Source organism: Ruminococcus sp. RTP21204st1_B2_RTP21204_210225 (assembly GCF_040914135.1).
In the GTDB taxonomy this organism is placed as follows: domain Bacteria; phylum Bacillota; class Clostridia; order Oscillospirales; family Ruminococcaceae; genus Hominimerdicola; species Hominimerdicola aceti.
Genome location: NZ_JBCPGA010000018.1, coordinates 1 through 24146, shown reverse-complemented (window position 1 = coordinate 24146; position 24146 = coordinate 1). Strand labels below are relative to the sequence as shown.

The following is a 24146-nucleotide window of genomic DNA, read 5'->3' as shown; positions in this document are numbered from 1 at the left end:
AGTATCAGTGCGAAAGCACGTTCCTCCTTTTTATAGGTTAAGTATTTTGCTTACATCTTTATCTATCAGATCGGGGATATCTTTAAGAAAACATCTTCCCGAAAAAGCAACGTGTGGCAGTGAAACAAAGCTTGCCCCTTTGCATATAGGTCTGAAAAGCGGGTCTGCTATGACGGTCTTATGCTGTGAAAAAAGCTTTTCAAGCTCTGCTTCTTCCTCGCAGAAAATGTCCGTCCCTGACAGCACCTCGCTGTTTCTTATGCCAACTGTCGCCACAGTTTTTGCGCCAAGTTCAGCCCCAAGGGAAGAAGCAAAAACGCTTTCCCCTGCAACTATCATATGAGCATTCTCTACAGCTTTTTCACCGCAGGAATTTATACAAACGCCCTCTGACACTGCTCTTTTCAGGTCAGCGGAAAGCTTTTTGGAAAAGCTTTTTCCCACAGGCACGCCCACAACATATGGCACTCCATAGGTATCAAAAAGATACTTTGCCGCAGCTATCCCGTCTGAGGATATAACAAGGCTTACAGCCGCCTGTGGTGCGGCAGAGATCTCATCAAGGCTGCTGTCCATAGCAAAACAGCTTTGCACTGAAAAGCCGTTATCCAAAAGCCACTTTTTTATGGAGCTTACGCTTGTATTCACCGAAAAGTCAAGAGGCGTTGCACCAATAATATTCACTGAATTTGCCTGCTTTTCTTTTCCCTCACGGCAGAAAAGCTTTGCAATATTAAGGAAAGCTCCCTCTGCTCCTTGAAGATAGGAATGAGTGCCGTTGGTATCAACGAAAAATGTGGTCAGACCCGTTTCACGCTCTATCTCCTCGGCGGCCGCACTGTAGTCAAAGCCTGTCATTGCAGGCATTGGCGAACCGCAAATGGCTATGAATTTGGGTGAAAGCTCACCTGCCGCTTTTGCCACATCACGAATGAACTTGCCGTCATTGCCCATAACGGCATCCGCTTCTGTTAGTGCAGAAATATATATCATGCTTTTGCGGTCATACCAGCGTGGCTCGTCATGGGTGGCGTAGGTGGAGTTACAGCCCGAAGCGTCATGGACAACGGTCATTCCACCAAGCTCATAAAGCGCCGAGCATACTCCCGAAGTATCCGCCGCATATATGGATATCACTTTTGCATTCATAGACAGCTTTCACACCCCCAGCCCTTGTGTTGTATCACCTTACGTCTGTCCTTTTTGTTTACTGCTCCCTCAGCCATAAGCTCTGCAAGCCTTTTTATGCCCTCGAAGCCATATCCACCGCCCCCTGCGACTATATCAACAAAGTTATCGGTCTGGCAGAAAAAAGCCGCTTTCTGACCTACTGCAAGATATTTTTCTTCGCACTGTGAAAACTCCATTTTCACATTCACAGTAGGGAGAATTTCAAGGTCGTGGCAATGGGCTTTCAGCCACTCAAAGTCTGCCCTTTCCTCCTCTGAAAAGCTGTCGGCATAGCAACGCTTCACATTGAAGCCTTTCTCTGCAAGAAGTCTGCAAAAGCCAAGGGGCCTTGGCAGAGCGGTATAATCCACGGCTATAGGCAAATCCCCTACTACCTCAAGGGCATTTGCAAGAGCCTTGTCGGCGGCTTCTCTGTCAGCAGAAAAGTCAGGCGTTTTCACACCAAGCTGGGTGCAAAGTCTGCTGTAATTTTTCTCTATCTCATCATAGCCATAGCACAAGGGCAGATACAAATGCTTTGTGCCAAGTCGCTTTTCAAGTTCCTCTCCTGACGGCTTTGCCGTGGGGATATAGGTGATATTCAAAGAGCTTTCCGCCATGGAGAGATACTCCTCATAGGTCTTGCACTTTGTAATGTCAAGAAGCTCAAAGCCTGCTGAGTTTATTATTTTTACAAGCTCGGAGGCTTCGTCCGTGGCTCTGTCACAGCCTATTATAGCCGCCGTTTTAGGCTTCTTTTCGCACTTTTCAAGTGGCTCGTAAAGCTGTTTTCTCATAAGGCTGTCAGGAGAGATAGACTTTCTCATGGTGGGCGTCATGTAGCAATCTATAAAATGCACCTGCGGAAACAATGCCGACAGTTCGTTTATTATCATTTTATAGTCACAGCCTGCAAAAAGGTGAACACAGCTTAGAAAAATCAAAACGCATTTTGGCTTTTCCTCAAGCCTGTTTATTATATCCCTTACTCCGTCTATAACGTCCTGCTCCATTGTGCCGTCATACAGATCCTGCTCAGAAACAGTCACCCATGACATTCTGTCCATGGCATTCATCTCTGCCGCAGTGAGGATAACGCCCCTTAAACAGCCCTGTGCGCAGACAAATATCTGCCGTGACTCAGGGATAAGCATACCGGTATGGACGATATTCCACACGCCCCTTGTTGGGGGATTATATTCAAGACCGCTTTCAAAAGGCGCAGGAAAAGCCGCCTTCGTTATATTTATGCCGCTCTCTTTTATCATTTTTCTTCTCCCATACCGCAAAGCTCGGCTATCTTATCCGCCAATGCTCTATACTGCTCTGCCGCAGTGCTGTCAGGAAAAGCTTCCATGACAGTTTTGCGCATATCCTCAGCTTCGCTCACAAGGTCGCTTCGGTCTATCTCGGCTATCACAGAGCTGTGAAAATCAGCCGCAAGCTCCGCCGCTTTTTCCTCCTCGTTTTTTACGTTGCGTTTATTGAGGATAAAACCGCCAAGTGAAGCATATCCACGGCTTTTGAAATTTTCCACCGCCATTGCGATGTTTGCGGCGGCATATACAGACATACTCTCGCCTGACGTGATGATAAACACCTTATCGGCATAGCCCTTTCGCATTGGCATTGAAAAACCTCCGCACACCACGTCTCCGAGAACGTCATAGATAACAACGTCAGGCTGATATTTTTCATATGCGCCCTTTTTTTCAAGCTCCTCCAAAGCTGCGATTATACCTCTGCCTGCACAGCCAAGCCCCGGGACCGGACCGCCTGCTTCAACACACACAACGCCGTTATAGCCTACCCTTACCATATCTTCAAGGTCAAAGCTTTCGCCTTTTCGCACAAGGTCAAGAACGGTGGGTATCCTCTCTCCCCCATGGAGAAATGTGGTGGAGTCAGCCTTTGGGTCACAGCCTATCTGCATGACTTTCAGCCCTTTTTGTGCAAGTGCAACACTGACGTTTGATGCCGCCGTTGACTTTCCTATTCCGCCTTTTCCGTAAAAAGCAAGCTTTATCATTATATGTGATCTCCTCTTGATATCTTTATTTTATAGCCTATGGACTCCATTCGTCTTTCAAGGCAAGCTCTGCACTGTGCTGACTCGTCACCTGTGCATATCTTGTTGTCATAGAGCATATATTTTTTTCTCACTGCCACAGGGGACAAATTCGGCATTATGACGTTCGCACCTGACAGCACCCCTTGTTCTCTCCCTTTGGGGTTTATAGTACCAAGGGCTGTGGTGGCAGGCAAAAGAACGTCGGGGAGCATTATCCTGCAAATGCTCAGCAGAAAGAGGGTAAGCTCATATGAGCCTTGTGGACAGCTTCTGAAAGGCGTGTCCTTATGTGGGAGAAAAGGTCCAATGCCTATCATTTCGGGCTTGAAACCGCACATAAACTCCATATCCTCAGCAAGGCACTCCACCGTCTGGAACGGTGAGCCAATCATCATTCCACAGCCTGTTTGATAGCCTATCTCTTTAAGATCTGAAAGACACTCCATTCGGTTTTTCCAAGACATTTCGGCTGGGTGGAGCTTTTTGTAATGCTCCTCGTCGGCGGTTTCGTGCCTGAGAAGATACCGGTCTGCACCTGCATTGAAAAAGGCTTCATAGTCCTCACGGCTTTTCTCGCCTAGGGATAATGTCACCGCACAGTCAGGGTGACGTTTTTTTATCTCGCTGACGATACCACAGAGCATTTCTCTGTCATAGAAAGCGTCCTCACCGCTTTGAAGCACAAAGGTACGGAAGCCATAGCCGTAGCCCTCGTCACAGCACTGCAAGATCTCCTCAGCGGTAAGCCTGTATCTGCTCACGTTGCCGTTTGAGCGCCTTATTCCGCAGTAAAGGCAATCGTTTTTGCAGATGTTTGAAAACTCAACTATGCCCCTTATGTAGATATCCTTGCCGAACATTTCCTGCGAAATGCCCCTTGCAAGCTCTGCGGCATAGGCTCTGTCGCTCTCGACATATTCTTTTATAAGCTTCACCCACTCATCGTGGGAAAGCTTTTTCTCGCAGTTTAGTTTATCAATAAGTTCTCTGACCGCCATTGTGATCTTCAAGCTCCTTTACAAGATGTGGGAACACACCTATGCTCCGTTTGAGAATACCTTTCATATAGGCAATTGCAATGCCATAATTTGTGAACGGCACGCCCGCGTCACAAGCACATTTCATTCTGTAAGTAAGCTCTTTTGAGCCGAGCATACAGCCGCCACAGTGTATGCAAAGCGCAAAGTCTGAAAGCTCCTCTGGAAAGCCGTGACCTGAGGACAGCACTATCTCAAGATTCTTGCCTGTATATTCTTTCAGCCAGTTCGGAAGCTTCACAGAGCCTATATCACCGCACTGTCTGTGATGTGTACAGCCCTCTGAGATAAGCACCTTGTCACCGTCTTTAAGATCGTCGATAGCTTTCACGCCCTTTACTGCGGCGTCAAGAAAGCCCTTATATCTAGCCATAAGGATAGAAAACGAGGTGAGAGGGATATCCTCGGGAGTATCCTTTGAAACTCTTGCGAAAGCCTGACTATCCGTTATAACAAGTGCAGGCTTCTCTATCCTGCCAAGCACTCCTGAAAGCTCAGTTTCTCTTACCACCACTGCACAGGCGTTTGCTTCAAGAACATCTCTTATGGCCTGCTGTTGTGGCAGGATAAGCCTGCCCTTTGGTGCGGCGCTGTCGATAGGGGTGACAAGCACCACCATATCGTCAGGCTTTATAAGGTCGCCCACAAGCTTCATGGTCATGGTATCTGTTTCAGTGAGCTTTGCAACGGCGTTTTTAAGCTCCTCTATGCCTGTTTTCTCTTTTGCGCTGACGTACACTGCGCCCTCCTCTTTTGGGATATCAGTGAGCAGGTCGGCTTTGTTTTTGGCTATGATAAAAGGTATGTTTTTCTCTTTGAATATTGAGATAAGCTGTTTTTCGCAGTCGCCAAGGGGCAAGGTGCAGTCTGTTACAAGAACGGCGCAGTCTGTTCGATTTAGTATCTGCTTAGTTTTCTTCACACGAAGCTCTCCAAGCTCGCCCTCGTCGTCAAAGCCGGGGGTATCTATTATCACAACAGGGCCAAGGGGCAAAAGCTCCATTGCCTTTGTAACAGGGTCGGTGGTAGTGCCTTTCGTATCGGATACCACTGCAAGATCCTGATTTGTTACTGCATTCACAACGCTTGATTTTCCTGCGTTTCGTCTGCCGAAAAATCCTATATGTATACGTTCTCCGCTTGGTGCGTCATTAAGTCCCATTGCAAAAGCTCCTCTCAAAAAAATAAGCCATACCCCTATGGATACAGCTTTGATAACAAAAAAGGCTATGCTTACTCATAAAAAACCTAATCCACGGGCGAACGCTGTTCGCCCCTACATGAGTAGAGATAGGGCTTTCTATCTGCTTTTTACTTTTTCTGCTTGATGTGTATTCTTTCGCCTTAAAGGAGAAAACTCGTTTTCGGCGTCAGGGTCACAAATATTTATTAGATTTTTACTGTGGCGAATAAAGGGTCTTGGCGGTCACTCCCTCAAGCCTGCCTATCTTGCCTGCAAGAGAATTTATAACGTCCTGCGGAGCGTCAACTGCCACGCTTATTATGTTCATGCCACGTTCTCGGTATGGCAGACCCATTCGTCCTATTATATACTCGGCATGCTCATGAAGAATTGCGTTTATCTCCTGCGCAGAGCCGTTATCGTGTGCGATTATTGCAAGTATTGCCACACGGGTATCCATAAAACACCCCCGTAATGTAAAAGTGTACTTTGTCTTACTTTATGATAGCACGATTTGTTGGCGTTGTCAATTGGAAGTTATCTATTTGAATAAAATTTTTAGATAACATTTGACTAAAATATATGGCATATACTATTGACAAGTAAAGTTAGCCATGGTAAACTTATTTTGTGAAGTTCTTTTAGATAAAACATAAGAATAAAATATAGCTATGGAGGAAAAGACAATGACTCTTGATAAGCTTAAAACGGGTGAGTCTGCCGTGATAAAAGCGGTAGGTGGCGAGGGTGCGCTTAGACTGCGTTTTCTCGACATGGGACTTATACCCAAAACAAAGGTGAAAATGCTAAAGCGTGCGCCAATGGGCGACCCTCTTGATATAGTACTGAGAGGCTATGAGCTGACGCTCAGGATAGAGGACGCAAAAAACATAGAGATAGAAAAAACAGAGGAGAATGACCATATATGAGATTTGCCCTTGCAGGAAATCAGAACTGCGGAAAGACCACGCTTTTTAACGCCCTTACAGGGTCCAATCAGCACGTTGGAAACTTTCCCGGTGTAACAGTCGAGCAGAAGGTCGGTGACATAAAGGGGCAGAAAAACTGCACTGTGGTGGATCTGCCGGGAATATACTCACTGCGTCCTTACACGCAGGAAGAGATCGTCACCCGTGACTACATAATAAATGAAAAGCCTGACGGCATTATAAACATTGTTGACGCCACCAATATAGAGCGAAATCTGTATCTCACTTTACAGCTTCTTGAACTGCGTGTGCCAATGGTGCTTGCCTTAAACATGATGGACGAGGTAAGAGCCAACGGTGGAACGATAGACGTAAAAATGATGAGCGACGCACTTGGCATACCTGTTATACCGGTAAGTGCGGCAAAGGGCGAGGGTATCTCAGACCTTATCGACAAGGCTGTAGAAACTGCCCGAAACAAGACAAAGCCTGTTGTCACAGACTTTTGCTCAGACGATTCCGCTGTGCACAGATGTATACACGCAGTTGTGCATCTTATCATGGATCACGCAAACCGTGCAGGCATACCGCCGAGATTTTGTGCTTCAAAGCTTATTGAGGGTGATAAGAATATCGAGGATCAGCTTGAGCTTAATCAAAACGAGCTGGAGCTTCTCGAACACTGCATAGTGGAAATGGAGGACGAATCAAAGCTTGACAGAAATGCGGCGCTTGCAGATATGCGATACGACTTTATCGAGAAAGTCGTTGCCATAAGCGTTGTGAAATGCCACGAGAGCCGAGAACACAAGCGGAGCGTAAAAATAGACCGCATTTTAACGGGAAAATACACTGCACTGCCTGTATTTTTCGGGATAATGTTTCTTGTATTTTTCCTCACATTCAATGTTATCGGCTCGACGCTTTCCGACTGGCTTTCCCTTGGTATCGACAAGCTCACCGACCTAGCAGACAAAGGGCTTACAGCCTACGGCATAAACCCTGTTGTACACAGCCTTATAATAGACGGAGTTTTTGCAGGCGTTGGAAGCGTTCTAAGCTTTCTGCCTATAATAGTGACGCTGTTCTTTTTCCTTTCCATACTGGAGGACACGGGCTACATGGCACGAGTGGCATTCGTAATGGACAAGCTTCTTAGAAAGATCGGTCTTTCGGGACGAAGCTTTGTGCCTATGCTCATAGGCTTCGGCTGTTCAGTGCCTGCCATAATGGCGACGAGAACGCTTGTATCAGACCGTGACAGAAAAATGACCATACTTCTTACCCCTTACATGAGCTGTTCGGCAAAGATACCTATTTACGCAGTTTTCTGTGCAGCGTTTTTCAAGAAATATCAGGCGCTTGTGATGATAGGCTTATACATAACAGGCATAGTGCTTGGGATAATAGTTGCACTGATACTGAAAAATACAGCTTTCCGTGGCAAGCCTGTGCCGTTTGTAATGGAGCTTCCAAACTATCGTCTTCCTTCGGCAAAAAGCGTAGGACTTCTTCTTTGGGACAAGGCAAAGGACTTTATACAAAGAGCTTTCACAGTTATATTCTTTGCGACTATCATAATATGGTTTTTGGAGACCTTTGACGCAAAGCTCAACGTTGTAAAAGACTCCTCCGACAGCCTGCTCGCTCTTATCGGTCAGGCTATATCGCCAATATTCAAGCCTTTGGGCTTTGCAGATTGGAGAGTGACCACCTCGCTTATTTCAGGCTTCACTGCAAAAGAGGCGGTAGTAAGCACAATGGCGGTACTGATGAACACAAGCACTGCAAACCTTGGCACTGCTCTTTCGGGAGCATTCTCCACCCTTTCCGCACTGAGCTTTCTCGTATTCACCCTGCTTTACACCCCATGTGTTGCGGCGGTGGCGACCATAAAGAGAGAGCTTGATTCAAGGATACAGACAGTAGGCGTTGTGATAATGCAGTGCATGGTGGCATGGCTTTGCGGCTGTGCGGTATATCAGATAGGAGCATTATTATGAATACAGCCGACTGGATAGTGGTGATACTTCTGCTTTTATGGGCAGTGGCAGCGGCAATAAGTATATCAAAGCAAAAGAAAAAAGGTAAATGCTGTGGCTGTTGCTCACACTGTCACAGCAGATGCGGCAAAAAATAAGGCATAAAAGTAGCGGAGAACTGCAAAAAGAATGCGTTCTCCGCCATTTTATTAATATATAAGCAACACTAAGAAAATCAAAAATTTACAATACATCTAACTTTTTTCGTTAATACACCTGACAAATAAGCAAAAATGTGATATAATATAGCTTAGGGCGAAGTTATCTACCCTGTTTTTTTTGAGATATGGTTAGTTCGGTCTAACTTTATAAAGAAAACCAGCTTAGAAAGGTCGGTATTATGAAGAAACAATTTTTTAGCAATGAGAAAGACGGTTTTTATGGTACATATTATGAAAACCCAAAGGGTGCAAACTGCGCAATGATAGGTCTGTTCGGCGACGATCCTAATGACTTTATGGCAAAGTGCGGAGCAAAATGGCTTCACAAAAATGGCGTGAACGTTATGTGTATGTCACCTGACGTGAAGAACTACGGTCATGTGAACTTCCCGCTTGAAAGGATAGAGGCCGCTATAAAGTGGCTCAAAAGCCATGGAAACAAGAATATAGGCATAATGGGAATGAGTACGGCAGGAATGGATTCCCTTGTGGCAGCTTCATATTTTCCTGACATAACACTCACTTTCGGTCTTACGCCAAGCGACTTTGTATGGCAGGGCTTTGAGCAGGGCGAAAAAGACGGCTGCAAGGAATGGCCTATCCCTGACGCTTCCACACTTTCATGGCAGGGCAAGCCGCTTGCCTATATGCCGTTCGTTTATGCCCACCCTGAATACTATCACAAAATAGAAGAAGAAACCAAAGGCTCGGGAGATATAACACGAAGCACGCACCTTTTTATTGACTCTGAAAAGGCAAGAGAACATACAGAGGAAGAAATGATAAAGGTTGAGAACATCAAGGGCAAGCTTATAATGGTGGGTGCTGATGACGACAGCTTCTGGGAGGCAGGAAAATACGTCCGCCGTATGGATAAGCGCTTGAAAGAACGCCCTCACGAGTGCGATTACGAAGCCCTGACTTACGAGCATGGAACGCACTTTGTGCTTCCTGAGACAATGCTCAGAAAAGCACTTCCTGTGGGACTTAAATTCGTAATGAAATTTATTTTCAAGGCTGCAAAGGACTATCCTAAGGAGTGCGAGCAGACAAGAAAGGATATCGACAGACGACTTTCTGCGGCTTTAAAACAGTGGGTAGCTGAATAAAAAAAGCCCATAAAATACGCTATTTTGTGTAGGAGCGACCTCTGTTCGCCCCTTGCTCGATATGTTTTACGATAAACAAAGACCGACTTCCAGCGAAAAAAGCTGAAAGTCGGTCTGTTATTTTTTGCAGCAGCATAAATGCTTTCAAAAAGAAGATTTTTGTGAATTTTGTGAGTTTTCTATTGACATCAGAGTGTGGATATGGTAAAATTAACGGTATGTGAATATTTTCTAATAGCAGTCACATATCAAAGCAAAAAACAATTATTTTATATAGATAGTGGTGGGTCATCGGGACCCTGACGAAGGAGCAAGCCATGTTTACAAGCGATACAGCGAAATATAAAATAATAGGTATCTGCACTTCATGCGTACAATCTGACTATGTGAGAGATATAGTATCTTCCATAAGCCGAAAGGGTGTAAAAGAGGGCTACAAGGTGCTTCTTTTTAACACCTTTTGCGACCTTTATCACAACATTTCCTACAACCATGGTGAAGCAAGCATTTTTGATCTTATAAATTATGACATTCTTGACGTACTTATAATAATGCCCGAGGCAATAAAAAGAGACAGCATTTCCAACGAGATAAGCAAGCGTGCCCATGAACACGGTGTTCCTGTCATATGCGTTGACAGTACAATGGATAATTGCTGCAGTGTGACATTCAATTACTCTGACGTTTTTGAAAAGATAGTTCGCCATGTGATCGAATTTCACGGCTGCAGAAGAGTTAATTTCATTGCTGGCGTAAAGGGCAATGCTTTCTCAGAAGAGCGTATAGAAGCATACAAAAAGGTGCTTGCGGAAAACGGCATAGAATTTGAGCCTGAGCGTCTTGGCTATGGTGACTTCTGGGATATGCCAACAAAAGGAGTATTGGAGAAATTTTTAGAAAGCAGTTTGGAATTTCCGCAGGCGATAATATGTGCAAACGACGCTATGGCGATAGCAGCTTGCAGCATACTGAGAGAACGCGGCATAAAAGTGCCTGAAGACGTTATTGTAACGGGCTTTGACGGCATCGAACTTGAACAGTATAACAGCCCTCGTCTTACAACGGCGGCTGTAGACAATGATGTGCTTGGCGAAAAGATAATAAACGCCATAGACCATATGATGAACGGAGTGCCTCTTCCTGAAAAAATAGAGGTCAGCTACACCATGAGGATATCCCAGTCATGCGGTTGTAAGAAAATAGACCCGAGAGAAGTAGGCGACAAGATCCTTGAGCTTTACCACAGAATGAACAATTCTGATGGTCACGAACAGCATATGTTCTCTTATCTTGCAAAATCAGTGGAATGTCACACCGTAGAAGAAATGGCAAAGGTAATGGCACGTTCGGGAGATTATTATAGCTGGGTATGCACAAACTCTGATTTTCTGTCAAACACGAGGCAGAGAGAACGCTTTAATAACAGCTTTACAAAGCAGATGAGAGTTTTCATGCAGACTTTTGACAACAAATACAAGACCGGTGAAGTTTTTGACACCAAGGATCTTTTGCCTGATATGGAGCAAGTCCTTGGACGCCATAACTGCTTAATGTTCTCGCCGCTTCATTTTCAGGACGAGGTCATAGGCTATGCGGCAAATTCATTTAGTCCTATATATTTTCTTTTCCAGAACACAAGACGTTTTATAAACAACACCAATCAGATAATGGAGAGCTTTAAAAACCGCCAGCGGCTTGAAAGGGCAAATGCAGAGCTTGCAAGGATACATATGCTTGACCCCATGACAGGGATATATAACCGCAGGGGCTTTTACAAGAACGTAAGAAAGCTTATTTCAAAGGCTGAGAAACAGGGCGTAGGCGTATGGGTTTTCTCTATTGACATGGACAACCTTAAAAAGATAAATGACCTCTATGGTCACAACGAGGGTGACAAGGCGATAAAGGCAGTGGCGTCGCTGATGACAAAATGCACTGCAGAGGGTGGGATATGCTCACGCTTCGGCGGTGATGAATTTGTAGCTGTTATCGCTGAAACAGACGGTGCAGACAGCTTTTACGAAAAGGTATCCCGCAGCATTGCAGAGTACAATCGCAGAAGCAAGTCGCCATATGATGTGTCGATAAGCTGTGGCTACAAGGCGGGAAAGCCGAAAACGTTGAAAGAGATCGACGATCTTATGAAAGCGTCAGATCGTGAGATGTACACGCAAAAGCGTAAACATCATAGTCGGCGGGACTAACAGACATAACCAGAGGGCGGATAGTTTGAAAACTTCCGCCCTTGTTTTTATGCTATTTGAGTATGCCAACTCCCTCAAGAAAGATATTCAGGAAAGCGAACGTTATTCCGACTGCAAGTGCGTCGATACTTGTTGCTATGGCGAGCCAACTTTTTTTGTCAAATAAACATTTGACAAAATTGCAAAACTGTGATATAATAACGATTGTAATGTGTTTCCGTAGCTCAGCTGGATAGAGCGACCGCCTCCTAAGCGGTAGGTCGGGTGTTCGAATCACCTCGGGAACGCCATAATGTGGAGACAAAAAAGATGTCTCCTGCGAAAAGCCCGAATATATCGGGCTTTTTTGCTACCCAAAGGTAAACAAACACGAATGAAGGCGAAATGGGGTCTGTTTATGACCGAACAGAAAAAGAATACTATCATAACAAGCGGCATCGCTGTACTTGCCGTGATACTGGCATATTGCTTACGAATTGTGGGCAGGGGCAGCTTCTACCCGATGCTGTTTTCCTATCTACGTAGCTTTATCTATATCGGTCTGTTCGCCGCCTGGGGGCTCTCCGTCCGTCAGCGGATCGTGCAAAAGCAGGTGTGCAGGTTTATGACGGTCACCGCAGTACTGCTCATCATATGGATGGTAGTCCGTTCGGCAAAGTATTTTATATTCTGGCAGCCGGATGCCGTCCGTTACCTGTGGTATCTGTTCTATCTGCCCATGCTGTTTGTGCCTATGCTGGCGCTGCTGATTGCCATGTCATTGGGAAAGCCGGACGAATACAAATTTCCCAAGGGAATGTCGATTCTGTGGATCATCTCCGGCACATTGCTTCTGCTCGTGCTCACAAATGACCTGCACCAATTCGTATTTACCTTTCCGAAGGACGCCGCCGTGTGGACAGACAAAAACAACGGCTACTCGATAGGCTACTTCATTATTGTAGGCTGGCAGGTGCTGTGTGCCTTTGCCGCACTCGTAATTATGTTTTTCAAATGCCGTGTGCAAAAAGGAAGGCTCCACTTTCTGCCCATTGTTCCTATGCTGCTGACGATCGTTTACAGCGTGCTTTACTATGCGGGTGCGGATTGGCTGCTCCACTTGTTCGGCGATATTGCCGCATTCCAAAGTGTGATGTATATTCTGACCTTTGAGCTTTGCATCGCCTGTGGATATATACATTCAAACAGCCGTTATGTGGACTTGTTTGCCTCCTCTGTCGGCACATCGGCAGAGATCACCGACAAGGGCTTTACCGTTCGGTATGCAGCTGTAAACACTGCGCCTATCTCAAAGGAAACGATGAAAAAAGCCGAGCAAAGCCCGGTCACGATGGGCGGCTTGACCGTTCACACCATGCCCATTGATGGCGGCTATGCCGTATGGACAGAGGATGTGTCGGCTTTGCGTGACATCAAGGAGGACTCTGAGCTTCTTGCAGACGAGCTTGCCGACAGGAACGAAATACTCCGTTATGAATACAAGCGTGAAGCCAAGCGCCGCAAGGTGGAGGAGCAAAACCGCCTGTATGATCTCCTGCGTTCCGCTACGCAGACGCAGATCGACCGCATTGCAGAGCTCACTAAGGAATACCGCCGAATCTCAAGCACCGATCCCGACAGTGCCAAAACGCTCCTTGCCGAGATTGCCGTGCTGTGCAGCTATATTAAACGCCGCAAGCATCTGACGCTCCTTACCGACCGAGATATTAAAATAGCGGAAACGGAACTCCACCGTGCCTTCAATGAGTCCCTCCAAACGCTGAAGCTGTTGGGCGTCCGCAGCTCGCTCTATGTGGACGAATCTCTTTCCATGCTCTCCGGCAAAACGGCGACTGCTGTATTTGATTTTTATGAATCGGTTATTGAAGCCGACATTTTGAATTTAACAGGCATACAGGTAAGCCTCATAAAGGCAAACGGCTTGCGCTTGTCACTGAATGTGTGCTGCAAAGCCGACCTTTCCGCTTTGGTAAGCGGAGACAGTATCCGCTGTGAAAAAGAGGATGACGAGGAATACCAGCACCTTGTATTTGAAGCGAAAGAAGGTGACAGGAAATGAGTGCATTTTCTTCCCTTTCTGAATTTTGGCAGACCATGCTGCCGTTTATCATGCTTGTGGAGATCGTCCTTGAGATCGGGCTGTTTATGTATCAGCTTCTTCGCAGCAATAAGCCGGTGCGCAGCCTGCTGAGTCTGGCAGTTATGGCGGTGATGATCCCGCTGCTATTCTCCGTTTCTCAGGCAGATCCCGATAATATCGGGGACGCATTTCTGCTGGACGCACCGTGGCTGATATTTGCCGCTGCCATTTTCCTTGCGGCAGTTCACTTTGCCATTGCTCTGCCGCGGGAATACCGCCGTAAAAAGAACGAGCTCTCGCCGTTCTCCATTAAGGAAGCAACCGATAAGCTGCCTATGGGCATCTGCTTTGCCGACCCGAACGGCAGGATCATCCTGTGCAACAACCGTATGCGCAGGCTCTCATTTGCCCTTTGCGGCCACGAGCTGCAAATCAAAAGCGATATGGAAAATGCCCTGAGCGCGCCGGACAGATCCGTGACCGTCAAGAATGATTGCTACATCCTGCCCGACAAGACCGTCTGGCAGTTTCGCACACAAAATATCACCGTGGACAGCGATGACCGCTGGCAGCAGATAACGGCGCACAATGTAACCGAGCTGTATAACGGCTACCAAAAGCAAGAGGAAATAAATGAAGAACTGGCAGAAGTCAATCGAAAGCTCAGGAAGATGTACGCTCGCATGGAGAACGATGTCAAAGAGAAGGAAAGCCTTGACCTAAAGGTCTATATTCACGATACCATCGGGCGAAGCCTCCTGACCATCCGTGACATCATAGACAGCGGAGAGGATACCGAGCGAAAGCTTGAGGCGCTGCAAAATGCCATCGGTATGCTGGCAAGCAACCGTGTCACCTCTGTCAGCACAATGGACGAGGTAAAAAGAACCGCACAGCAGCTTGGCGTGGCTGTAAAAATCGACGGCTACCTGCCCCGTGATACCGCAGCCGAGGAGCTGACCGTTGCTGCCGCCAAGGAGTGCGTGACCAACTGCATCAAGCACGCAGACGGGAATGAGGTATATATCCGCATTGCCCAGCGCGGCGAACGCTATGATGTTACCATAACCAACAACGGCAAAATACCCACAGAGCCGATAAAGGAAGGCAGCGGCCTGTCAACGCTTCGCCGCAGTATTGAAAGTTCCGGCGGTGAAATGCATATTTCGCACAATCCACGCTTTGCTCTTCTGATTACGATTCCCGCAAAGGAGATCAGCCTATGATAAACACTATACTTGTAGAAGATGATCTATACATCCAAAAGCACTTTGTCGACCGTCTTGCGGCAGACGGCGAGTTTCATCTTGTCGGCGTTTTCCGTGACGCCTTTGAAGCGGAAAAGCACTGCGACGCCACCGTAAAGCTCGTCCTTATGGATGTGCAGACGCATCATAAGCATTCCGGTCTTGCCGCCGCAGAGCGCATCAAAAAGGTTTTTCCGCAAATCAAAATCGTTGTGGCTACCTCGCTTGTCGATCCCCAAGTTTTGCAAAGAGCCAAAATGGGTGCTGCCGACAGCCTGTGGTATAAGGACCACGGAACAGAGGAGCTGATGAGCGTGGTAAAGCGCACCCTTGCAGGTGAAAAGGTATTCCCCGATACCGCTCCGGCCATTGAAATGGAGGGTACGATGTCCGATGTCTTCTCGCCCCGGCAGTTAGACATCCTACGCCTTTATATAAAGGGCTTTACCTATCAGGAAATTGCCGATAAGCTGGGCATCTCCAAAAACGGCGTTCGCTGGAACCTGGACGATATGGTGGAAAAGAGCGGCTTTGAAAGCAGAGAAGCGCTGGTTGCAACCGCCATTGAAAACAAGCTCATGGTAGTCACCTTAAAAGACAAATAAGCAAAACTGAACCCCTTGGCTGTACGGTCAAGGGGTTTTTCGCGCCCAAAAGGCAAAAATCTTTGAAAAAATCGAGATTTTTCTTCTGTTACTGGCACAAGTGCCAGTGACAAACGCCAAAAAATCAGTATAATAGATAATGTAAGATTAGGATTGTGCTTTTAGAAGGTGGTGATGAATGATGAAAAAAATCGTTCTGGACATTCAAAGCGATATCCATGCGCACACCATGGAGCGAATGCTGATGCAAAAATTGGACGATTGCCAAGTTGTGATTTCCGAGTCGCCGGACGCAACCGCCGAGTGGTGCAAAACGCATCGACCGGATGTGCTTTTAATGGAGGTCAAGGCGTATTCGCCATGGATGTTCAAAGAACGAATGGCAATCCGTGACAAGGTAAAACGGAACACGGAAAGCTGTCGTGTCATTCTCTTTGTGGATGATGATACAGATGAAGATTTGACCGAAAAGGTACGGCAGGCAAAGCGCGAGGGTCTGATAGACGCTTTTCTCTTCGGTTCGGTATCCGAAAACTACTTTGCTTCGGTCATCGACAGTGTTTAAATCAGGCAACACAAAAAGCATAAAAATCTTCAAAATAATTATGAGGGAGGAATAATAGTATGACAAAAACGAACAAACGAAGGCGCGTCGCCAGCGTCCTGTTGGCGCTTGTGATGCTGTTCTCACTGATGCCGAGTCAGGAGCTCCATACCCATGCCTTTTGGGAAGACTACGATGACGGCACAGATTGTATCTACTGCGACCACTATCACTGGGGCGAGAATATGTGCGACGGTTGTGGGTTCTGCACTGTTGACTGCAACTCCGACTGCTTCGCTGAATTCCACTGCAACGATTGTGGTGAGTGTCTGTTCAATACACCCAATTGGTGCGATCAATGCTACAAATGCGCCGACTGCATGGAGGACACGCACTGCTCGACCTGCGGCAAATGCTACATCGGCGAGGATGACCAGCTGTGCGGCGAATGCCATAAGGGTCCATGCTGCTCCATAACCATCTGCGACTCCTGCGGCTTCTGCGATGACTGCGCAAACGATGACAGCGACCCGATGCACTGCTCGCTTTGCAACAGCTGCTTCGGTTCGGTGGACGAGTGCGTGGACGACGATGATACCGGCGTCATCCACTGCATCGATTGCCACACGGCCTGCGAGCAGTGTGAGGAATGCCTGCTGAACCAGGAGTCCTGCGAGGACTGCGGCCTGTGCCTGGAGTGCTGCCGAGATAACTCCGAGGGCGGCGGCTGCCCGGACGGCGAGACCTGCGTGGAAAGCGCCGAGTGGGACGAGCACATCTGTCAGGGCTGCGACGGCTGGGTCACGGATAAGGAGGACGAGGACGAGTTCTGCGAAACCTGCGAAATGTGCAAGGAGTGCTGCGAGGGCAACTCCGACTGCTCCGAGGGAATGTGCGCAATGGACACGGACTATGCGGATCACTTCTGTGAGGACTGCGGCTTGTGCTTCCACGACAGCGATCCCTGCGAGGACGGCTGCGATCAGCGCTGCAAGGACTGCTGCCGAGATGCCGTAAGCGCTATGGGCTGCGATCATGACGACTGGTGCTTCAGCGACTCTGATTTTGAGGATCATCTGAAGACGGAGCATGCCGGCGCCGGACATACCCACATAGCCTCCGCCAGCTGGGCGGCTGACGGAACGCAGCACTGGCACCCCTGCCGCTATTGTGACGATAAAAAGCTGAATGCCGCCAACCATGAATTTGACGTCAAGGGCGTGTGCAAGGTCTGCGGCTACATCAGCGGCAGTTCCATCGTCATCAACCGCCAGCCGAGGGGCGTCAAGTGTAAGACCTCTATCTACGACGATTATAACGAAGAGCCGGAAAACGGCCTGCTGTTCTATGAAAATAACCCGGTCACCTTCTCTGTCTCGGCAAGAAGCCTGAAGGGCGACGAGTTGACCTATCAGTGGTATCGGAAGAATAATGAGAATCCCACGGCGGCGCCCTACAAGCTGCCTGAGGATGGGTTTTACACGGGTGTGACGACCTCCACACTGAAGATGCCGGTTTCCACCCAGGCTTGCCAGGAGGATTACTCCTACTACTGCATCATCGGCAGAAAGGGTGACCCTTCGGACACCATGAAAACGGCGGAGGCAAAGCTGACTGCCACCCATGCCTACAGCCACAAGCAGGCGGGTGTGCGTGTGCCCACGGAAGACAGCGAGAAAACGCCGGAATACAAGGTCACTTGGGTCGATAAGCATGGGAATACCCATAACGGTGTCGTGGGCGGCGACCCGAAATGCGACGGTCACAAGCTCCCGTGCCTGTTTGAAGCAGGCTCTTACGAAGCGCATTATATGACCACCGGCTCCAAGGAGCGCATCTTCCCGCATACCTTTGTGTTTGACAGAAGCTATGACGCAGTGGGCGGCGGCAGAGTCGATGTGCTCAGATGTTCCGTCTGCGACTATATCGTTCCTGTGAAGAGCCATGTCCATGATTACGGCTGGAACTGGGACTGCACCGGCTTCGGCAGTATCTATGAGTATACCTTCAACATCGGCGGCTCGACCAAGACGGTGGAGCAGCTCATCCTTGAATCCGGCTATGCCCACCCAGAAAAGTGCAAGGTTCCCGGCTGCGAGGAGTTCATCATGGTTCCCCATAGCTGGGGCCGCTGGAATGTGGTCAAAGCCCCCGATACCGAGGGCGATAAAGGCGGCATGGAGGCTGAATGCAGCATTTGCGAGTACACAAAGACAAAAATCGACAAGGATGATGACGAAGGAACCGATCATTGGACAAAGGACACCGCCCTTGTGACGGTGAAAAACGGTCGGGCAACCCGTATGATCGTCAAGCCCGGCGACAAGATCAAGCTTTATCCCGAGGAGAGAACCGGTCAGAAAGCCATCGGCTGGAAGGTGGAGTATCTCCGCGAATACAACGTGTCTGACAGCACTGCACCGGTTCATAAAAATTGGAGTGCCAACGAGGCGAAGTCCCAGTTCAAACTGGTGACCAACGGCTCCGCCCTTGAGTGGGGCTGCACGATCCCAGAGTTCAGCGCCATGGGTGCCCCCGGCGGCGGCAGTTTCTTCTTTGAGCCTGTCTATGCAGGCTGTGACCACAGCGGCGGCACCACGGTGCTCAATGCGAAGGAGCAGATCTGCGACCGTAAGGGCTACACCGGCGACACCGCCTGCGCAGACTGCGGCCATGTCATCAGTGCCGGTTCGGATATCTACCCACCTGCAAACGCCGGTCATACCGGTCCACTGCAGCCGCTGTACTACTACGGCACGGCAAACTCGGCAACCACAGACGCGAGCCATGGTGGCAAACGCTATAACGCCAAATCGGGCGACTGTCGGCACCGCGCCTATGAGGGCGACTACCGCTGCACGGCTTGCGGCGGCACCGTAAAGGGCGAGACCGGCGACTTCAGGCATAGCGGTCCCCTTGAACTGCGGGATGTAAGAACGGCGACCTGTACAGAGAGGGGCTATTCCGGCAACCAGTACTGCACATCGTGCGACAGGATCGCACAGAAGGGCGTCTCTACCCCGTCCCTCCACGAAATTGCCGATAACTACAAGCTGATCAATGAGGTTAAGCCCGGATGCACCACCTCAGGCTATAGCGGCGACCAGCAGTGCACAGCCGGCTGCGGACAGATTATCCGCTACGGTCATGTCGTTAATAAGCTCAGCCACGACTGGGACGGCGGCAAACCTGCAAAACAGGGCAAGAGCGAAGGAATTCTCTACACCTGCCAGCGCGCCGACTGCGGCGAGACAAGGTTCGTAAAGAACTCCGCTGCGACCGGATACGTTGTCACGGTCATCAAGGGCACAGCCTCCCTTGCCGCAGGGATACCTATCACGGACAAGATCGCGCAGAACACCGTTGTGACCGTTACGGCGGACGCACCGGAGGCAGGCAAGGTCTTTGACAAGTGGGTCGTGCTGGAGGGCAATGTCACTCTGGCAGACGCCACCAAGGCGACTACCACCTTCACCATGCCCGGCAATGATGTGAAGCTCGAGGCCACCTATAAGGATGCGCCTCCAAGCCATACCCACAGCTACGGCACCGAGTGGAAGTATGACGACACCGATCACTGGCATGAGTGCGAGTGCGGCGATAAGGCCGATATTGCGGCTCACAGCGCCAGCGAGTGGATCGTTGACACGGCAGCTACCGAAACCGCCGACGGCGCTAAGCATAAGGAATGCACCGTCTGCAAGAAGGTTCTTGAAACCGCACCGATCCCTGCAACAGGCAGCAATCATACCCACAGCTACGGTACAGAGTGGAAGTATGACGGCACCAACCACTGGCATGAGTGCGAGTGCGGCGACAAGGCCGACACGGCACCACACAGCTTCCAGTGGGAGATCGACAAGGCCGCTACCAAGGAGGCAACCGGCATCAAGCACGAGGAATGCACCGTTTGCGGCGCCAAGCGCAGCGAGAATACGGTCATCGACAAGCTTCCCGACGGCGGCAACACAAGCAATACAGGCAGCAGTGGTAATAACACCAATAAGCCAGGAAATGACGACTCCACCAAGTGTCCTCAGACCGGTGACAGCAGCAACCACATCGGTTGGCTGGCTGCTCTGTGCGGCGTTCTGACTCTGCTGGGCGTAAGCGGCAAAAAGAGAAAGGAATCCAAGGTTAAATAAGCCGACGCTTCCGAAATCAAAATAGCCTAAACACAATAGGCGGTGACGGATCATTCCGCCACCGCCTATTTTCCTGAAAGCGAGCTTGCCAGCAAGTCCCTTTCCGAAAGGCGGCAAGCGACACCCACATTCTGACCGTGTATCCCCAGCCGAATGGGGACGGCAATCTCCGGCGCTTTTTCTTTATGCCTTAGGCAAAAATCTTTTAGAAAATTAAAAAAACTTGGTTGTAGCCCCCTCAACTTTTCAGCATGGAAAGTGAGGGGGCTTTCTCTATAGCCTCCGCCCGTTCTTTGAAAACCGAATAGTACAGCGCATCCTTTTGTAGGGCGGAATTTTTTTGTGCCTAAAAGCAAATTTACTCACTGTCAAAAGCTTAAACTCACTACAAATAAAAAAAACGGTAACACCAGCAGGAAGTTATCTTCCTGCTAATGTTACCTCATTTACAAGTATCACAAGATTTAAAGGGGAAATGATAAAGTCTTTGTAATGCTTATCGTAATTCTTGTAGCTTTACGCTTAATTCTTGTAAATGTTTTTTGGCTCTTTAGTTTGATAGCCACCATACATTGATGCACATCCGCAAGCAGCTATACCCATTCTCTTAGTCGCTCTGGCAATAAGGCTGGCAAGCAATTTCTTAAATGATCTCATTCTTATCACACCTCTTTCCTTTGATCTTCGCTGATATTATTAAAACTGCAATTAATAGATTTGTTAACAGGATCATAGATCCAACCATCTGATATCTATTGATAATCGCCCCGCCAAACAGATCAAGCAACAGAAAAACTATCATTCCCATCGCTTTGAACTTTGGCTTTTTATCTTTTTCTATAGGCTTATTTTTGTTCTCCACAGGGCAGAATACAAAAGCTATTATCTCTTCAAACACAACCAAGGCAGCGATCACCCATATATTTATATATCCGCATACCTTGTCATTAAGAAAAGCTGTAGCAATAAATGTCGAACACATCAACAGATTGCATCTGAAATATGTATCTGCATGATACCCTCCGGTAATAACCCTGACAGCAATAAACACTGCCAAATATATTACGCTTTCCAGCAAATGCCCTGTCAATGCTCCCATAAGCAATACAAGCACAATGTTTAACATTGATGAGATAGTTATCTCTATACCATACCGATAAAAATCCTGTACCTCATCTGCTTTGCCGATAGCTTCCTGCTCGGTCAAAAAATTAAGTATACCCGATACAACAAGATCCATAAACTACCGCCTCGCTTTTGTCTTACCCTAATTTGAATTTTACTAGAATAACAGCAATATGTCAAGCTTTTTGGAATGAGTTGCAGGTTTTTGTCACGAAATGCAGCAACGGTTCAGAACAATTAGTTCAGGGCCGTTGTATCTGCCATCAATGTTACCTGACAGCAAAACATTCCCTCCGACTCATAGAAATCGCATCTGCCATTATATTTTCTTGCTATCTCTCTGATTATTGAGGTCCCCAGACCATGCTGTTTTTTATCAGCCTTTGTGGTCGTAAGCCTTGGATTACTATCCATAACAGAATAATCTATTGAATTTTTTATCAAAAACGTATATGTATCCGTTTCTCGGTCGATCTTCAGATACAGAAATTTATTTGCGTCGTCGGCTATTTCCTTGCATGCCGTTATAGCATTCTCCAACGTGTTGCTCAACAGGTCGCAAAGGTCAGTTCCCTTTATTCCCTCAAAATCTGAAACTGTTATGCATGATATTTTTATCCCCAAGGAAGAAGCCATCGTAAGCTTTGCGTTAACGATAGCATTTACAATATTATTTTTCGTTTTAACATAGGACTCCGACTTCCCGATAAGGTCAAAGCTTTCTGAGATAAATTTTCTCGTTTCATCTATTTTTTGTACTTTCAACAGTTCATTGACCGTTTCATATTTGTCTTTTATATCATGCCTTAGTTTTCTCATGGCGTCATATTGCGACTCGGCGTTTCCGATAAACTGCTCAAGATACTGCTCTCTTAGTTTGACTATCTCCATTTCCTTGATCTTCTGATTCTTTTTTATCAAAGAATTTATTATCCAGAATATAAGTATATTAAGAACAAAGACAAGCATATATGACAGATTTATATACAGCCTATGGCCATCGTCTGCCGAAAGTGACAGTTCATGTATTACCATAACGAGAGAAAACGAAATAATAAGCACTGCAATTATCGTCACCCAATCTGAAGCCGTATAATCATCTGTATGTTTAAAGGCCATCAGTATTAATCTAAATACAATGAATATAGATATCTGGATCATTATAAGCGTTACAAATCTAAGCAAGCTTTGTTCGACCACAAGCTCCCTGAGGGATATTTTAAAAAATGACGATACAGCATTTAGTTCCAATGACGTTATCAACAAGATCGCAACCTGCGAGAGGGATATGGAAAGAAATTTCTTTACAGCATTGTCACTAAAAAAGCAAAACACAAAGACAAGCAGACTTGCCCAGTACAAAGCACTTCCAAAGCCCTCAAATACAGTGAAATAATTAAAAGCAGTGACCAGACAGCCTTCACAAACGGCAAATATAACAGCCCATATCTTAGCCCTTTCATGAGATCTTGGCGTAAGAAATTTATATATAAACCATGTTTCCAGACCGCCCTGATAAAAGTTTATCAAGATCTCAAATATCGTCCACAATGTAATAGTCATCACTTTCTCCTCAGATATTCAGTCAAAGCGTCGTCAACTTCATTCTTATATCCCCGACTCATGGGCAGTACTGAACCGCTTTTGAAGATCACTGTTTCATTTGAACGGCTTATGTTAAAAACATATTTCAGATTGACGATATATTTTTTATGTACCCGTATAAAATCAAATTTACGATAAGCTTCTTCTATCTCGCCAATGCTATCTCTGACTGCAATGGTATCCTTATTATTTGCAAAATGATATATGATGCTGTGGCTATTGCTCTCTATATAAGTTACATCCCGAAGCTTTACAGAGATCCTTCCCTGCTCCCTATTCTCCAAAACCACTGTCTTTTCCTGCTTCAGTGCGTCCGTCAACTGTCCTGCTACCATATGGAGCCTATCCTTCACAACATCAGCGTCAGGATCTTTGCAGATAAAATTCAGCGGTCTGAAATTAAAGCTGTCATAAACCAGTTCCTGATGACTTGTCACAAAGATCACGAAGCAATTACCATTCTGACCTAGCTGCCGCGCGACTTCAAAACCGGTCATTTCAGGCATATCAAGGTCAAGAAATATAGCCGAAAAAGGCTTTTTACCATGGCTGTAAAAAAAGCTCTCAGCTTTGGTAAACGTTTCTATTTCAGCCTTGACCGACCTTGATTCAAGTTCATTTGCCAGCATAGATTTAAAAAACTGAAGAAAAACAGCATTATCATCACAAACTGCGATCCGCATTTTTTCACGTCCTTTTATAACATAGTCTATGTACGATTTTATATTACCATAATTATACCGTAAGGTCAAGCCATAAGGCGTTTCACAGCTCCCTGCGTCAAGACCACACCTGACTGCAAACAAAAAAGGGCTGTAAAAAAAGCGCAACAAAGCCCGTGGATTCCCTCGATATGGAAGCCCACGGGCTTTAATATATCACACAGCAA

At 47.2% G+C, this 24146-nt stretch carries 21 protein-coding genes and 1 tRNA gene; 12 read left to right on the top strand and 10 right to left on the bottom strand.

From position 1 onward, the window contains the following. Positions 1 to 30: 30 nt before the first annotated feature. The 6 genes from AB5123_RS08095 to AB5123_RS08070 all read right to left on the bottom strand — a co-directional run bounded on the left by AB5123_RS08095 (position 31) and on the right by AB5123_RS08070 (position 5921). Complete coding sequence (locus AB5123_RS08095; protein WP_368364684.1) at positions 31 to 1149, bottom strand: nitrogenase component 1; 1119 nt, start codon at positions 1147 to 1149, stop codon at positions 31 to 33. Then, complete coding sequence (locus AB5123_RS08090; RefSeq protein ID WP_368364683.1) at positions 1146 to 2438, bottom strand: nitrogenase component 1; 1293 nt, start codon at positions 2436 to 2438, stop codon at positions 1146 to 1148. Before AB5123_RS08090 ends, AB5123_RS08095 begins: the two co-directional genes overlap by 4 nt. Then, complete coding sequence (locus tag AB5123_RS08085; RefSeq protein ID WP_267301184.1) at positions 2435 to 3199, bottom strand: nitrogenase iron protein NifH; 765 nt, start codon at positions 3197 to 3199, stop codon at positions 2435 to 2437. Before AB5123_RS08085 ends, AB5123_RS08090 begins: the two co-directional genes overlap by 4 nt. Beyond that, a complete protein-coding gene (gene hydE / locus AB5123_RS08080; RefSeq protein WP_368364682.1) occupies positions 3199 to 4239 on the bottom strand; it encodes a [FeFe] hydrogenase H-cluster radical SAM maturase HydE in 1041 nt (346 codons plus the stop codon). The genes AB5123_RS08085 and hydE overlap by 1 nt, the downstream gene beginning before the upstream one ends. Then, a complete protein-coding gene (gene hydF, locus AB5123_RS08075; protein ID WP_287214817.1) occupies positions 4217 to 5440 on the bottom strand; it encodes a [FeFe] hydrogenase H-cluster maturation GTPase HydF in 1224 nt (407 codons plus the stop codon). Before hydF ends, hydE begins: the two co-directional genes overlap by 23 nt. A 235-nt stretch (positions 5441 to 5675) precedes the next feature. Then, positions 5676 to 5921, bottom strand: coding sequence for a TM1266 family iron-only hydrogenase system putative regulator (locus AB5123_RS08070; RefSeq protein WP_022287112.1), 246 nt, complete (start codon positions 5919 to 5921; stop codon positions 5676 to 5678). A 226-nt stretch (positions 5922 to 6147) separates the two neighbouring features. Here AB5123_RS08070 and AB5123_RS08065 point away from each other — a divergent pair, with 226 nt between their 5' ends. The 5 genes from AB5123_RS08065 (at position 6148) to AB5123_RS08045 (ending at position 11906) form a co-directional block, all read left to right on the top strand. Continuing rightward, complete coding sequence (locus tag AB5123_RS08065; protein WP_022287113.1) at positions 6148 to 6390, top strand: FeoA family protein; 243 nt, start codon at positions 6148 to 6150, stop codon at positions 6388 to 6390. Next, positions 6387 to 8393, top strand: coding sequence for a ferrous iron transport protein B (feoB, locus tag AB5123_RS08060; protein WP_117859321.1), 2007 nt, complete (start codon positions 6387 to 6389; stop codon positions 8391 to 8393). Before AB5123_RS08065 ends, feoB begins: the two co-directional genes overlap by 4 nt. Beyond that, positions 8390 to 8530: a FeoB-associated Cys-rich membrane protein gene (locus tag AB5123_RS08055; RefSeq protein ID WP_181981505.1), complete on the top strand. Its 141-nt coding sequence runs from the start codon at positions 8390 to 8392 to the stop codon at positions 8528 to 8530. Before feoB ends, AB5123_RS08055 begins: the two co-directional genes overlap by 4 nt. Before the next feature lie 242 nt (positions 8531 to 8772). Further along, the gene (locus AB5123_RS08050; protein WP_286961751.1) at positions 8773 to 9702 is read left to right on the top strand and encodes an acyl-CoA thioester hydrolase/BAAT C-terminal domain-containing protein; all 930 of its coding nucleotides are present in this window, start codon (positions 8773 to 8775) and stop codon (positions 9700 to 9702) included. Positions 9703 to 10019: 317 nt separating this feature from the next. Further along, positions 10020 to 11906 carry a diguanylate cyclase gene (locus AB5123_RS08045; protein WP_051706229.1) on the top strand — a complete coding sequence of 629 codons (1887 nt, stop codon included), beginning with the start codon at positions 10020 to 10022 and terminating at the stop codon, positions 11904 to 11906. A 52-nt stretch (positions 11907 to 11958) separates the two neighbouring features. Here AB5123_RS08045 and AB5123_RS08040 read toward each other — a convergent pair whose 3' ends face one another. Then, on the bottom strand, positions 11959 to 12102 hold the full coding sequence (locus AB5123_RS08040) for a manganese efflux pump (RefSeq protein ID WP_272481044.1): 144 nt from the start codon (positions 12100 to 12102) through the stop codon (positions 11959 to 11961). Positions 12103 to 12119: 17 nt separating this feature from the next. Here AB5123_RS08040 and AB5123_RS08035 point away from each other — a divergent pair. The 6 genes from AB5123_RS08035 to AB5123_RS08010 all read left to right on the top strand — a co-directional run bounded on the left by AB5123_RS08035 (position 12120) and on the right by AB5123_RS08010 (position 20527). Continuing rightward, positions 12120 to 12196, top strand: a tRNA-Arg gene (locus AB5123_RS08035). Positions 12197 to 12303: 107 nt separating this feature from the next. Then, positions 12304 to 13965: a hypothetical protein gene (locus AB5123_RS08030; protein ID WP_286961752.1), complete on the top strand. Its 1662-nt coding sequence runs from the start codon at positions 12304 to 12306 to the stop codon at positions 13963 to 13965. Beyond that, positions 13962 to 15212 (top strand): ATP-binding protein, encoded by a 1251-nt coding sequence (locus tag AB5123_RS08025; protein WP_302836596.1) that lies wholly within the window; start codon positions 13962 to 13964, stop codon positions 15210 to 15212. The genes AB5123_RS08030 and AB5123_RS08025 overlap by 4 nt, the downstream gene beginning before the upstream one ends. Then, positions 15209 to 15838, top strand: coding sequence for a LuxR C-terminal-related transcriptional regulator (locus AB5123_RS08020; RefSeq protein WP_368364680.1), 630 nt, complete (start codon positions 15209 to 15211; stop codon positions 15836 to 15838). Before AB5123_RS08025 ends, AB5123_RS08020 begins: the two co-directional genes overlap by 4 nt. A 178-nt stretch (positions 15839 to 16016) precedes the next feature. Then, positions 16017 to 16403: a hypothetical protein gene (locus AB5123_RS08015; protein WP_117925392.1), complete on the top strand. Its 387-nt coding sequence runs from the start codon at positions 16017 to 16019 to the stop codon at positions 16401 to 16403. A 59-nt stretch (positions 16404 to 16462) separates the two neighbouring features. Further along, positions 16463 to 20527 (top strand): hypothetical protein, encoded by a 4065-nt coding sequence (locus AB5123_RS08010; RefSeq protein ID WP_368364679.1) that lies wholly within the window; start codon positions 16463 to 16465, stop codon positions 20525 to 20527. Between the two features lie 643 nt (positions 20528 to 21170). Here the strand turns inward: AB5123_RS08010 and AB5123_RS08005 are convergent. Next, complete coding sequence (locus AB5123_RS08005; protein WP_256321969.1) at positions 21171 to 21767, bottom strand: accessory gene regulator B family protein; 597 nt, start codon at positions 21765 to 21767, stop codon at positions 21171 to 21173. 122 nt (positions 21768 to 21889) lie between these two features. Further along, positions 21890 to 22771: a sensor histidine kinase gene (locus AB5123_RS08000; protein WP_368364678.1), complete on the bottom strand. Its 882-nt coding sequence runs from the start codon at positions 22769 to 22771 to the stop codon at positions 21890 to 21892. A gap of 19 nt (positions 22772 to 22790) precedes the next feature. Between AB5123_RS08000 and AB5123_RS07995 the strand changes: the two genes are divergently transcribed. After that, a complete protein-coding gene (locus tag AB5123_RS07995; protein ID WP_286961772.1) occupies positions 22791 to 23048 on the top strand; it encodes a hypothetical protein in 258 nt (85 codons plus the stop codon). Positions 23049 to 23214: 166 nt separating this feature from the next. On the opposite strand, the gene AB5123_RS07990 is transcribed toward AB5123_RS07995, so the two are convergent. Further along, complete coding sequence (locus AB5123_RS07990; RefSeq protein WP_302839648.1) at positions 23215 to 23940, bottom strand: LytTR family DNA-binding domain-containing protein; 726 nt, start codon at positions 23938 to 23940, stop codon at positions 23215 to 23217. Positions 23941 to 24146 lie beyond the last annotated feature (206 nt).

Coding starts and splice junctions, on each gene's coding strand:
- AB5123_RS08095 (WP_368364684.1), bottom strand. CDS start 1,149: ATGAATGCAAAAGTGATATCCATATATGCGGCGGATACTTCGGGAGTA.
- AB5123_RS08090 (WP_368364683.1), bottom strand. CDS start 2,438: ATGATAAAAGAGAGCGGCATAAATATAACGAAGGCGGCTTTTCCTGCG.
- AB5123_RS08085 (WP_267301184.1), bottom strand. CDS start 3,199: ATGATAAAGCTTGCTTTTTACGGAAAAGGCGGAATAGGAAAGTCAACG.
- hydE (WP_368364682.1), bottom strand. CDS start 4,239: ATGGCGGTCAGAGAACTTATTGATAAACTAAACTGCGAGAAAAAGCTT.
- hydF (WP_287214817.1), bottom strand. CDS start 5,440: ATGGGACTTAATGACGCACCAAGCGGAGAACGTATACATATAGGATTT.
- AB5123_RS08070 (WP_022287112.1), bottom strand. CDS start 5,921: ATGGATACCCGTGTGGCAATACTTGCAATAATCGCACACGATAACGGC.
- AB5123_RS08065 (WP_022287113.1), top strand. CDS start 6,148: ATGACTCTTGATAAGCTTAAAACGGGTGAGTCTGCCGTGATAAAAGCG.
- feoB (WP_117859321.1), top strand. CDS start 6,387: ATGAGATTTGCCCTTGCAGGAAATCAGAACTGCGGAAAGACCACGCTT.
- AB5123_RS08055 (WP_181981505.1), top strand. CDS start 8,390: ATGAATACAGCCGACTGGATAGTGGTGATACTTCTGCTTTTATGGGCA.
- AB5123_RS08050 (WP_286961751.1), top strand. CDS start 8,773: ATGAAGAAACAATTTTTTAGCAATGAGAAAGACGGTTTTTATGGTACA.
- AB5123_RS08045 (WP_051706229.1), top strand. CDS start 10,020: ATGTTTACAAGCGATACAGCGAAATATAAAATAATAGGTATCTGCACT.
- AB5123_RS08030 (WP_286961752.1), top strand. CDS start 12,304: ATGACCGAACAGAAAAAGAATACTATCATAACAAGCGGCATCGCTGTA.
- AB5123_RS08025 (WP_302836596.1), top strand. CDS start 13,962: ATGAGTGCATTTTCTTCCCTTTCTGAATTTTGGCAGACCATGCTGCCG.
- AB5123_RS08020 (WP_368364680.1), top strand. CDS start 15,209: ATGATAAACACTATACTTGTAGAAGATGATCTATACATCCAAAAGCAC.
- AB5123_RS08015 (WP_117925392.1), top strand. CDS start 16,017: ATGATGAAAAAAATCGTTCTGGACATTCAAAGCGATATCCATGCGCAC.
- AB5123_RS08010 (WP_368364679.1), top strand. CDS start 16,463: ATGACAAAAACGAACAAACGAAGGCGCGTCGCCAGCGTCCTGTTGGCG.
- AB5123_RS08005 (WP_256321969.1), bottom strand. CDS start 21,767: ATGGATCTTGTTGTATCGGGTATACTTAATTTTTTGACCGAGCAGGAA.
- AB5123_RS08000 (WP_368364678.1), bottom strand. CDS start 22,771: ATGGCCTTTAAACATACAGATGATTATACGGCTTCAGATTGGGTGACG.
- AB5123_RS07995 (WP_286961772.1), top strand. CDS start 22,791: ATGAATATAGATATCTGGATCATTATAAGCGTTACAAATCTAAGCAAG.
- AB5123_RS07990 (WP_302839648.1), bottom strand. CDS start 23,940: ATGCGGATCGCAGTTTGTGATGATAATGCTGTTTTTCTTCAGTTTTTT.